The 10,148-nt window shown below is 71.0% G+C and carries 11 protein-coding genes; 5 read left to right on the forward strand and 6 right to left on the reverse strand.

The genetic code is table 11. The features are described from left to right. Positions 1 to 220 precede the first annotated feature (220 nt). On the reverse strand, positions 221 to 796 hold the full coding sequence (locus tag ACFWE2_RS00720) for a hypothetical protein (RefSeq protein ID WP_377222279.1): 576 nt from the start codon (positions 794 to 796) through the stop codon (positions 221 to 223). 338 nt (positions 797 to 1,134) lie between these two features. Here ACFWE2_RS00720 and ACFWE2_RS00725 point away from each other — a divergent pair, with 338 nt between their 5' ends. Further along, positions 1,135 to 2,094 carry a hypothetical protein gene (locus ACFWE2_RS00725; protein ID WP_377222280.1) on the forward strand — a complete coding sequence of 320 codons (960 nt, stop codon included), beginning with the start codon at positions 1,135 to 1,137 and terminating at the stop codon, positions 2,092 to 2,094. Positions 2,095 to 2,122: 28 nt separating this feature from the next. Here ACFWE2_RS00725 and ACFWE2_RS00730 read toward each other — a convergent pair whose 3' ends face one another. Continuing rightward, positions 2,123 to 2,578, reverse strand: a complete 456-nt coding sequence (locus tag ACFWE2_RS00730) for a SufE family protein (RefSeq protein WP_377222281.1) — start codon at positions 2,576 to 2,578, stop codon at positions 2,123 to 2,125. 128 nt (positions 2,579 to 2,706) lie between these two features. Further along, entirely contained in the window at positions 2,707 to 3,612 is a 906-nt protein-coding gene (locus tag ACFWE2_RS00735) for a sulfurtransferase (protein ID WP_377222282.1), read from the reverse strand. Between the two features lie 347 nt (positions 3,613 to 3,959). Here ACFWE2_RS00735 and ACFWE2_RS00740 point away from each other — a divergent pair, with 347 nt between their 5' ends. Next, entirely contained in the window at positions 3,960 to 4,538 is a 579-nt protein-coding gene (locus ACFWE2_RS00740) for a hypothetical protein (protein ID WP_377222283.1), read from the forward strand. Between the two features lie 180 nt (positions 4,539 to 4,718). On the opposite strand, the gene ACFWE2_RS00745 is transcribed toward ACFWE2_RS00740, so the two are convergent. Continuing rightward, a complete protein-coding gene (locus ACFWE2_RS00745; protein WP_377222284.1) occupies positions 4,719 to 6,383 on the reverse strand; it encodes a von Willebrand factor type A domain-containing protein in 1,665 nt (554 codons plus the stop codon). A gap of 171 nt (positions 6,384 to 6,554) precedes the next feature. Continuing rightward, positions 6,555 to 6,983, reverse strand: coding sequence for a hypothetical protein (locus tag ACFWE2_RS00750; RefSeq protein ID WP_377222285.1), 429 nt, complete (start codon positions 6,981 to 6,983; stop codon positions 6,555 to 6,557). Positions 6,984 to 7,110: 127 nt separating this feature from the next. On the opposite strand from ACFWE2_RS00750, the gene ACFWE2_RS00755 reads away from it, so the two are divergent. After that, positions 7,111 to 7,896 carry a MerR family transcriptional regulator gene (locus ACFWE2_RS00755; RefSeq protein WP_377222286.1) on the forward strand — a complete coding sequence of 262 codons (786 nt, stop codon included), beginning with the start codon at positions 7,111 to 7,113 and terminating at the stop codon, positions 7,894 to 7,896. Here the strand turns inward: ACFWE2_RS00755 and ACFWE2_RS00760 are convergent. Further along, complete coding sequence (locus ACFWE2_RS00760) at positions 7,875 to 8,477, reverse strand: DinB family protein (protein WP_377222287.1); 603 nt, start codon at positions 8,475 to 8,477, stop codon at positions 7,875 to 7,877. The two genes, ACFWE2_RS00755 and ACFWE2_RS00760, sit on opposite strands and share 22 nt — an antisense overlap. A 93-nt stretch (positions 8,478 to 8,570) precedes the next feature. Between ACFWE2_RS00760 and ACFWE2_RS00765 the strand changes: the two genes are divergently transcribed. Continuing rightward, positions 8,571 to 9,416, forward strand: coding sequence for a PfkB family carbohydrate kinase (locus tag ACFWE2_RS00765; protein ID WP_377222288.1), 846 nt, complete (start codon positions 8,571 to 8,573; stop codon positions 9,414 to 9,416). Further along, positions 9,407 to 10,045, forward strand: a complete 639-nt coding sequence (locus ACFWE2_RS00770) for a nucleoside/nucleotide kinase family protein (RefSeq protein ID WP_377222289.1) — start codon at positions 9,407 to 9,409, stop codon at positions 10,043 to 10,045. Before ACFWE2_RS00765 ends, ACFWE2_RS00770 begins: the two co-directional genes overlap by 10 nt. Positions 10,046 to 10,148: the final 103 nt, after the last annotated feature.

The raw sequence follows: 10,148 nt of genomic DNA on the forward strand, positions 1-10,148 counted from the left end.
GGGGGGGCGCCGCAGCGCCCTGGTCCTGGGTAAACAAACACCGCTGTTCTACGTGGGTTTTTTATTTTGGCCACCGGTTCTTCCCCAAACCTTTAGCACCCTTTCCCGAGATTCGGGAAAGGGCCTCACCGGTAGTCTTTTGCACCAGCCCCACCGTTCGCGAACAGCTGGCGGAAAAGACGTCAGATACCGGCCGTGCTGGCGACGTCCGGCGAGCTTGTCACATCCCCGGAAGGGGGAGGGGCAGGGGAAGCGGAAGGCCGAGGCTGCCGAGGAGCGAGCCGAGCAGGTCGCCGAGCGTGGCGAGCAGGCCGTCCAGCAGGCCGAGGTCAGGAACCGGGAGCGGCACCGGCAGGTCCGGGACCGGCAGGTCGGGCACGGGGACGTCCGGCACCGGGAGGTCGGCCGGGGCGTCAGGAACTGCCTCGACCGCGGTCGCGGCTTCCGGTACCGCGACGGCCTCGGTGGCGACGTCGGGCACGGCCTCGGTCTCGGTCGCGACGTCCGGCACTGCCTCCACCTCGGTGGCGACGTCCGGGACCGCCTCGGTCTCGGCCGCGACGTCCGGGACCGCCTCGACCTCGGTCGCAGCGTCCGGGACTGCCTCGACGTCGGTCGCGGCCTCCGGCACTGCCTCGACCTCGGTAGCGGCTTCCGGAGCGGTCTCGGGCTCAGCCGCGACCTCCGGCACCGGATCGGTTGCGGTGACCGCGGCCGCAGGCGCATCGCCCTCGGCCGTCACCAGGGCGCTTGCCCCGGTCGTGGCTGCGCAGACCATGCCCGCCGAGACGGCCACGGTAAGGACAGCTCGACTGACTGCACGGAATCCTCGGATCATGGTGTTTCCCCTCGAATAGCTCCGTCGAAACAGCGGTGGAGCACACTCGTGTGTTCCATGGAGAAGAGTCAGACGCACTTTTCACCCTGTCAATCGGAACGCATTGCGGTGTGTGCGGAATGAAACGAGACAATCCAGGATCGAACCCGGCGGCAGAGTGATAGGAAAAGCCCGTAACCCAGACATCACAGTGGTGATACAGGACGGTCGTCCACGTCGGGTATTCGCCGCGACCGCTGCGGCCGCCGCCCGCAAATGCCTCGTCGAGCGGCGTGGGTGGTTGGCATGATCGCCGCATGACGCGGATCCGACCGACCTGGCCCGACCTCCCGACGTACGTGCGCGACGCCGTCGCCGCGCGGCTCGGTGGACCGGTCACGGGCTGGACCTCGCACGACGGCGGCTACTCGCCCGGCTGGGCGCTCACCCTCGAGTCCGCGGCCGGCAGCGCGTTCGTGAAGGTCGCCTCGACGGAGCACGAGGTCGCCGCGCGCCTGCACCGCCGGGAGGCGGTGCGTGCGGCGGCGCTGCCCGACGGCGTCCCCGCGCCCGCCTTCCGCTGGACCATGGAGCTGCCCGAGCCCGGTGAGACGGAGCCCGCATGGGTGGTCGTCGCGTCGGACGTGGTCGAGGGGCGGGCGCCGCGGACCGAACCGTGGGACCTGGACGACCTCGACCGCCTGCAGCACCTGGCCGCGCGCATCGCGGAGCACGAGGTGCCGGACGGCGGCGCGTTCCCCAACTTCAGTGAGCGTGTCTGGCCGGAGTCCGCCGAGCTCGCCGCCGAACGTCCCGCCGGCCTGGCGACCTACGACCCGTGGCTCGCGGCGAACCTCGACCGTATCGCCGAGATCGCGTCACCCGAGCGGCAGGCAGAGGCGTTCGCCGGCTCGTCCCTCGTGCACGCCGACCTGCGCGCGGACAACGCCCTCGTCGTCGGGCGGGCCGACGGCGGGCAGGAGGCGGTGGCCGTGGACTGGCCGCACGCCGTGCGCGGCGCGGCGTACCTGGACCGGACCGGCATGCTCCCGGCCGTGCACGCCACGGGCGGGCCGGCCCCGGAGGAGGTCCTCGAGCGGACGCCGCTCCCGGCGGCCGTGGACCCCGAGGCGGTGACGGTGTGGGTCGCGGTGCTGACCGCCTACTTCACGCGCAGCTCGCTGCAGGACCCGCCGCCCGGCATCCCGCACGTGCGCGCCTTCCAGCGCATCCAGGCGAACTCGTCCATCCGGTGGCTCCGCACCCGGCTGGGCTAGGGGGAGAAGCCCGCCGAGAACCAGCCGGTCAGGCGTGGGCAGCCGCGAGCTGTTCGCGGACCTGACGCTTGGCGCGGGTCAGCATGCCCGCCATGCCGTTGAGGCGCAGCAGGCTGACGACCTTGGTCAGGCCGAGCTGGAGCGGGAAGTCCTCCGGCACGTCCAGCACCTGCTGCGCCGTCAGCCCGGTCAGGCCCTGCGCGAGGATCGCCGCGAAGCCCCGCGTGGTGGGCGCCTCCTCCGGGGCGCTCGCGTGGAAGGCGACCACCCCGGCGTCGTCCACCTCCGCGAAGGCGTAGACGGGGGACTGGCACTCCTGGACCCGCTCGAGCCGCTCGGGCGCGTCCGCGTACCTGGCGGGCAGCGGCGGAAGCTCGCGGGAGACCTCGAGCAGAAGCTGGAGCCGGTCGCGCTCGGGCGTCTCCAGGAAGGCGTCCCGCAGCTCGGCGAGGGCCTCGGGCAGGTCGACGTCGTCGGTGCTCATCTGTTCATCCTCCCACCGCCCGGAGAGCGAGCGTGAACTTCCTCGAGTTGTCAGACGTACAGGTCACCCGGGTGACCTGTACGTCTGACACGTCGGTCGCTGTCTGACAGGTCCGCGAGCGGGCGTCCTCAGACAGGGCCGGGCGCCGTGCCCGGCGCCGTGCCCGTCGCCACCGGCACGCGAACCGCGTTGCCCCACTCGGTCCAGGAACCGTCGTAGTTGCGCACGCCCGTGTAGCCGAGCAGGTAGGTGAGTGCGAACCAGGTGTGGCTCGAACGCTCGCCGATGCGGCAGTACGTGACGACGGCGTCGTCGGGGCTCATGCCGAGACCCGCCGTGTAGATGGCCTCGAGCTCGTCGTGCGTCTTGTACGTGCCGTCCTCGGCGACCGCCGTCGCCCACGGGACGTTGCGCGCGGTCGGGATGTGGCCGCCGCGCAGCACGCCCTCCTCGGGGTAGTCCGGGATCGCGATGCGCTCGCCCGTGTACTCCTGCGGTGAGCGGATGTCCACGAGCGGGCCGTTGCCGAGGTGGGCGAGGACGTCCTCGCGGAAGGCACGGATCGTGGTGTCGTCCCGCTCGACCACGGGGTACTCGACGGGCGCGGGCGCCGGGACGTCCGTGGTGAGCTCGCGGCCCTCGGCGCTCCACAGGCCGCGGCCGCCGTCGAGCAGGCGTACGTCGGAGTGCCCGAACAGGGTGAACACCCAGGCCGTGTACGCGGCCCACCAGTTGTTCTTGTCGCCGTACAGGACGATCGTCGTGTCGCGCGTGATGCCCTTCGCGCCCATGAGGGCGGCGAACGCCGCGCCGTCCAGGTAGTCGCGCATCTCGGGGTGCTGCAGCTCTGTGTGCCAGTCGACCTTCACTGCGCCCGGGATGTGGCCGGTCTCGTAGAGCAGCACGTCCTCGTCGGACTCCACCACGACGATTCCCGGGTCCTTGAGGTGTTCGGCCAGCCACGCGGTGCTCACCAGTCGTTCGGGGTGGGCGTACTGCGCGATCTTGTCCGAGGTGTCGATGGGCGCGGGCATGGGGCCTCCTCGTAGAGCACGTGCACTGACAAGTAGGGGAACACCAGGCGCCGCCGAAAAGATCCCGGCTCGGGACAGACGTCGCTCCAGCACACCCCGTGCGTCCCCTCGCTGCGGGCCGAACGACTTTCCACAGATCACAGGTGTATTACGGTCTCGCCGCGCGCTACTCAAGAAGTGGTTCTAGCGTCATTCTCGTCGGTAGTTAAAAGGGCTTCGAGCCCGACACGTTGTTTTCATGGGATCTCTCTTTGGGGGAAGAGTTGAACACCATCGCCCTGGTGAAGGCGGAACCTGCGATATCCGATAGCGACGAACAGCCGAGCGACAGACCGGCCCTGCTACCCGTGCCGCAGGCGGCCGAGCTGCCGCCGCTCGACTCGCCAGGGCCGGCGCCGGAGCCGGAGCTTGCCGATCTGGCCGGCGCCCGCGGGCGGCGCCCCTGGGTCTTCGGCGCCGCGATCGTCACGAGCGTCGCCGTCGCCATCACTGTCTGGGCGGCCTCGGCGCACGCCGACAGGGCCGACCACCTCATGGCCCTCAGCTCCCAGATCGACCTCCAGGTCAGCACCACGGCAGCCCGGTCGCACGACCTGACGGCGGTGATGGACATGGCCCAGCGGGTCTACGACCACTCGGAGGGCCAGGTCGCGGACCCGGCAACGCGCGACGTGCTCGCCCGGGCGCTCGCCGACGCCAGGTCGGCCGCGGCGCAGCGCGTGACGGACACACCGCCGTCCTCCGTGACGCAGGCTCAGACGCTGCTCGCCCAGGCGACCTCCATGGAGAACTCCCTCGACTGGGCCACCGAGGACCTGCGTGTCGCCGTCGACATGGTCCAGCAGTCACAGGGGGCGCAGCGCGTCCTGGATTCCCGGGACCCGCTCGACAACCGGACGATCCTGACGTCTCGCGAGGGTTCCTGAAGCGTATTCGTCGGCATTTGCCGGCGGCCTAAAGTTCCGGTGCTCTCCATGTGTCGAAACCTCTTTCCACACTTTCCGGGCCCCTTTCTCACCGCGCACCGCTCTCGATCGGACTTTCTCGACCAGGCCGATGTATTGAGCGCCTGCGTCCACGGCAGTGCATTTGATGCGTAGCGGCGCTCACGCCACCCGGCGGTAGGCGTCCACCAGATCGACGAACTCCGCCCGCAGACCGTACGGATCCTCGCCCAGAGCGCTCGAGGCGCGTTCCCTGACGGCCTCGACGCTCGCGTCGGCCCGGTACTCCGACGCGGTGGCGATCAGCCCGAGCTCCGCCACGGCGGAGGCGAAGACGAAGTCCGCCGTCGGCGCCGACGTGAACGCGTCAGCGCCGACGGGAAACTCGACCTCGGTGCTCGTGCCGGGCTCGCCGCCGTCCGGTGTCTTGTACCGGACGTGCACGGTCATGAAGTCGTCGCTGGTGCCGACCTCCCGTTCGCTGTACCTCAGGTCGCCCGCGTCGGGACCGGAGTCCGTGCCGGGTTCGGCGCCGGCGGGGACGAGCTCGTAGAACGCGGTCACCGCGTGCCCCGCGCCGACGTCGCCGGCGTCCTTGGTGTCGTCGTCGAACTCCTCGTCCTCCAGACGCCGGTTGTCGTACCCGATCAGCCGGTACGAGGAGACGGTCGCCGGGTTGAGCTCCACCTGCAGCTTCAGGTCCTTGGCCACCACGAACATGGTGGAGTCGAACTCGTCCACCAGGACCTTGCGCGCCTCGGCCAGGGTGTCGATGTAGGCGTAGTTTCCGTTCCCGTGGTCGGCGATGGCCTCCATCGTGCTGTCCTTCAGGTTGTACATGCCGAAGCCGAGCACGGACACGTAGATCCCGGACTCCCGCTCGGCCTCGACCAGCTCCGTGAGCTCCTCCGGGGTGGACGGGCCGACGTTGAAGTCGCCGTCGGTCGCCAGGATCACCCGGTTGTTGCCGCCCTTGACGAAGTTCTCCTCGGCCAGCTCGTACGCCGTGAGCAGTCCGTCGGCACCGCCGGTGGAGCCGCCAGCGCGCAGCGACCGCAGGTGGTCCACCAGCACGCCGTGCTCCGAACCGGGCACCGAGTCCGCCACCACCTGGTTGTCGCCCGCGTAGGTCACTATCGACACGCGGTCGTCCTCGTCGAGCTGCTCCACGAGCAGTGCGAACGACTCGGCGAGCAGCGGCAGCTTGTTCGGCTCGTCCATCGAGCCGGACACGTCGAGCAGGAACACAATGTTGTTGCCCTTCCCCTCCGACGTCGGTATCGCCTCCGTGGCCTGGACGCCCACCATGGCGAGCTGGTGCTCCGGGTTCCAGGGAGCGGTCGCCACCTGGGCCGTCACCGTGAACGGGTGTTCCGCGCCAGGGGCGGGCGCCGGATAGTCGTAGTCGAAGTAGTTGACGAGCTCCTCGATGCGGACCCCCTCCGGCGCGACGCCCTGGTTCACCTGGCGGCGCAGGTTCGAGTACGACGCCGTGTCGACGTCCGCCGAGAACGTGGACAGCGGGCTCGTGGCGACGTCCTGGAACGGCGTCTCGGGGGAGTCGTCGTACTCCTCGGTGTCGGGCCTCCCCGGCTCGGGGAGGGGCGGCGCCACCTCGCTGCCGCGTGCTTCGTCCATCGCCTGGTCGCCCAGCGACTGACTGTTCGGAGCCTCGCCGCCCGGCGGGTAAGCCGGCCCTGCCACGTCGACGGCGGTCTCGGCCTCGCCGCCGGCGTCGGCCGCGCAGCCCGTGAGCGCGAGCGCCGCGGCCAGCAGCCCGGCCGTGGCGGACAAGGATGCGCGGGTCGTGCGGGATGTGAAAGTCATGGTGGTAGACCTCTCGTCCGGGTGATCCGTCCTCTGTTGTCCATCTGTTCCCCCGCGGGCCTGGCTTGCCCGGTCGAGGTCACGGTCCGGTTGCGGGCCCCTGTGACGCACCGCCGCCCGACCTCGACCCGCCGGGCTGCGGCCGGCTCGGGTGCTGGACGCGCGCCCACCTCACGACCGGGACGCTCGGCCCGGCGTGAGGGGACGGACCCCGTGCGCCGTCGCGAGGAAGAACCCGGCGAGGGTGATGCCGTGCTCCGCCGCGGCCGAGCGGAGGGCCGCGCGCCAGGCGAGATCGCCGGACGAGGCGAGGACCGGGCCCGGCCGCTCGAGCATCAGCACCACCGAGGACCCCGGCTCGCCTCGCAGGATCTCGTGCCAGGCCTGACCCAGGTTGCTCACCATGAGCACGTCCGGCTCGTCGGGTACGTGGTCGATCGGCACGATCACCGGCAGCGGGCGGCGCTGGTGGTCCAGCATGACGAACCACAGCGTGCGGCGGCGTGGTGTGACGCCGTCGTGCAGGAACCTCACGAACGCAAGCAGGGCCGCGTCGTCAGCCAGCGGTTGATCCGGAATGATGTCGCTTGATGTTGTCATGGGCTCAGTATCGACGAGCAGGCGTCGGTGCGATCCGAGTTATCCACAGGCTGCCCTGGAGCCCGGTCAAAACTTCTGGGGATCAGGGCTTGAAGTTGACGCAGCGTCAACCTCTACGGTGATGGACATGCACTGGTCCATCCAAGAGATCGCGCGGCTGACCGGCGTCACGAGCCGCACGCTGCGGCACTACGACGCGGTCGGGCTCCTGCCCGCCGTCCGGACGACGGCGAGCGGCCCACGCCGCTACGACCGCACCGCCCTGGTGCGGCTGCAGCGGATCCTGCTGCTGCGCGATCTCGGTCTCGGCCTCGGCGACATCGCCGACGTGCTCGACAGCGAACAGGACGAGGCGAAGGCGTTGCGCCGGCACCTCGACTCGCTGCGGGCGGAGCAGCACCGGCTGGCGCGGCAGATCGCGTCGGTCGAACGAACGGTCGCCGCTCTCGAGAAGGACCCCGAACAGAAGGAGGACATCATGGCGAAGGACATGCTCGACGGATTCGACCACACCCAGTACGAGCAGGAGGTGACCGAGCGCTGGGGCCGCGACGCGTACGTGAAGGGCGACGCGTGGTGGCGCGGGCTCGGCAAGGAGGGGCAGGACCGGTTCACCGCGCAGGTCCAGGCGCTGAGCACCGCCTGGATCGAGGCGGCGGAAGCCGGCCTGGACCCCGCATCGGACGAGGCCCAGGCGATAGCCGCCCGGCACGCGGCGTGGCTCGTCGCCGTCCCGGGCACGCCCGGTCACGAGCAGGGTCGGCCCGACAAGGGCTACCTGCTGGGGCTCGGTGACATGTACGTGGCGGACGACCGGTTCGCCGCGAACTACGGCGGCACCGAAGGTGCCACGTTCGTCCGGGACGCGCTGCGCGTCTACGCCGAGCGGGCCTACCCGGAGGGCGAGGCCTGAGCCCGGTACAGGTCACGCAGGAGGCAGATCTCGCCGCCGTGCGCCATGGTCTCGCGGCTCAGATGAGTCACCAGCGCGGCCATCGGGAACTCGGCGAACCCGGCACCCTTCGGCCCGATCGGTCGCAGCAGGCTGTCGTCGTCCAGACGCTCGATACCTGCCCGCCACGATCGGTAGCCCTCCTCGAGCATGGCGAGACCGCCCTCGGCGGTGATCGGGGCATCGGGCCAGTGCCGCGGGTCGAACATGTCGGCGTCGGCCGGCGCGTCGGTGGGTCCGAACAGGGCCCGGGCGCGCCGGCCGAAGACGTCCCGGCCCACGTGCACCATCCGCCACGCGATCGTGGTGACCGGCGGGATCTCCGGCTCGGGCACCTCCTGCTCGAGCCGCGGCACGCCGTCGGGGCCGCGGCGAACGCTCCAGGCCGGTGAGGCGGGCTCCCAGAGGTACTCGTCGTCGGTAAGGCCTTCCAGCCGCGGCTGGAGATGGAAGTCCCAGTAGAAGCTCAGCTGGTCCAGCAGGAGATCACGCCACGTCGTAGAGGGCGATCCAGGGGACGGCGTCGGCCCAGTTCTGGTCATCTTCGGACCATATCCTCGGTCACTGACACTCAGTTTCACAGGTAGCCTCTGCACATGCCCGACGTGCCAGCCAAAGTCAACCAAAAAACGCCAGTGACCTGCTGGTTTGCCGGTCTGACGACGCTCGATGTGATCCACCGCAGCGCCGTTCGACCGGGTCCGAACCAGAAGATCACCGCCGTTCGCCAGGACGTCTCCGCGGGCGGCCCGGCCGCGAACGCCGCGGTCACCGCCGCGACACTGGGGGCGAGGGCCCTCCTCATCAGTGCGCTGGGTTCGGGTCCGGTCGGTTCGGCGGCGCGCGGTGACCTCGAGCAGCACGGCGTCGAGATCTACGACACCGCCGAGGGGCACGAGATCCCGCTGGCCGTCTCGGCGGTGATGGTCGACGACGCGACGGGCGACCGCTCGGTGGTCTCGCCGGACGCCATGCTCACCGACAGGGTCGACGTCACGCCCGGCGGGCTCGACGCGCTGCCGCGGCCCGACGTCGTCCTGCTCGACGGGCACCATCCGGATCTCGCGCGGAGCGTTCTCGCGTACGCGAACGCACTGGAGCCGCGCCCGCTGATCGTGCTCGACGCAGGCCGCTGGCGGCCCGTCTTCGCCGACCTGATGGGGCAGGCGGACGTCACGGCCCGTTCGGCGGACTTCCGCGCGCCGGCCTCCGTCGCACCGTCCCGGGCCACGGTCGCCACGCACGGGCCGGACCCCGTGACCTGGTGCGACGCCGACGGACGGCACGGCACCACCGGCGTGCCGACGGTCGACGTGCGTGACACGCTCGGCGCCGGGGACGCGTTCCACGGCGCGCTGGCCGTTGCGCTCGCCCGCGGTGCGGACCTGGAGGCGGCCGTCGAGGAAGCGGTGCGGGTGGCGTCCCTCCGCGTGCAGTACGTCGGTCCCCGCTCCTGGCTGGAGAACCTGTCGTGCGCCTGACCACCGCCGAGCTCGTCGGACGGGCGGCAGACCTGGCGGACGCGGCCGCCCGCGCCGGACGGGCGCGGGTCCTCGGCATCACCGGACCGCCCGGAGCCGGAAAGTCGACGCTGGCGGCCGCGCTGGTCGACAGCCTGGCGCCCGGTACCGCGGTCGTGGTCGGTATGGACGGCTTCCACCTCTCGAACGCCGTCCTGGAGGCGTTCGGCCGCCGCGACCGCAAGGGTGCCGTCGACACGTTCGACGACGCCGGGTACGCGGCCCTGATCCGCAGGCTCGCGGACCGGCTCCCTGGCGACCCGCCTCTCTACGCGCCGGAGTTTCGCCGCGAGATCGAGGAACCGATAGCCGCGGGCACGGTCGTCGCCGACGAGCCGCTGGTGATCACGGAGGGCAACTACCTGCTCGTCCCCGGCGCCGCGTGGCCGGCGGCCCGCGCCCACATGGCGCAGGTCTGGTACGTCGACCTGCCGGACGCCGAGCGCCTACGGCGCCTCGTCGCCCGGCACCAGGCGTACGGCAAGCCGCTGCCTGACGCCGAGGCCTGGGCGGGCGGCACCGACCAGCGCAACGCGGACCTCATAGCGGCGACCCGGGACGCGGCGGACCTGATCGTCGAGTGGGTCTGACGGGGTGATCCGGGTCAGGCTCAGGCTCTACCTGTGTCGGCTGAGCCTGCGGTTCCGCTCCGGGCGCGTGCCTCGTTCCTCGGCCCGCACCCTGCGCTGCACC

This window comes from Promicromonospora sp. NPDC060271 (genome assembly GCF_042726755.1).
Classification (GTDB): domain Bacteria; phylum Actinomycetota; class Actinomycetes; order Actinomycetales; family Cellulomonadaceae; genus Promicromonospora.

Coding starts and splice junctions, on each gene's coding strand:
- ACFWE2_RS00725 (WP_377222280.1), top strand. CDS start 1,135: ATGACGCGGATCCGACCGACCTGGCCCGACCTCCCGACGTACGTGCGC.
- ACFWE2_RS00730 (WP_377222281.1), bottom strand. CDS start 2,578: ATGAGCACCGACGACGTCGACCTGCCCGAGGCCCTCGCCGAGCTGCGG.
- ACFWE2_RS00735 (WP_377222282.1), bottom strand. CDS start 3,612: ATGCCCGCGCCCATCGACACCTCGGACAAGATCGCGCAGTACGCCCAC.
- ACFWE2_RS00745 (WP_377222284.1), bottom strand. CDS start 6,383: ATGACTTTCACATCCCGCACGACCCGCGCATCCTTGTCCGCCACGGCC.
- ACFWE2_RS00750 (WP_377222285.1), bottom strand. CDS start 6,983: ATGACAACATCAAGCGACATCATTCCGGATCAACCGCTGGCTGACGAC.
- ACFWE2_RS00755 (WP_377222286.1), top strand. CDS start 7,111: ATGCACTGGTCCATCCAAGAGATCGCGCGGCTGACCGGCGTCACGAGC.
- ACFWE2_RS00760 (WP_377222287.1), bottom strand. CDS start 8,477: ATGACCAGAACTGGGCCGACGCCGTCCCCTGGATCGCCCTCTACGACG.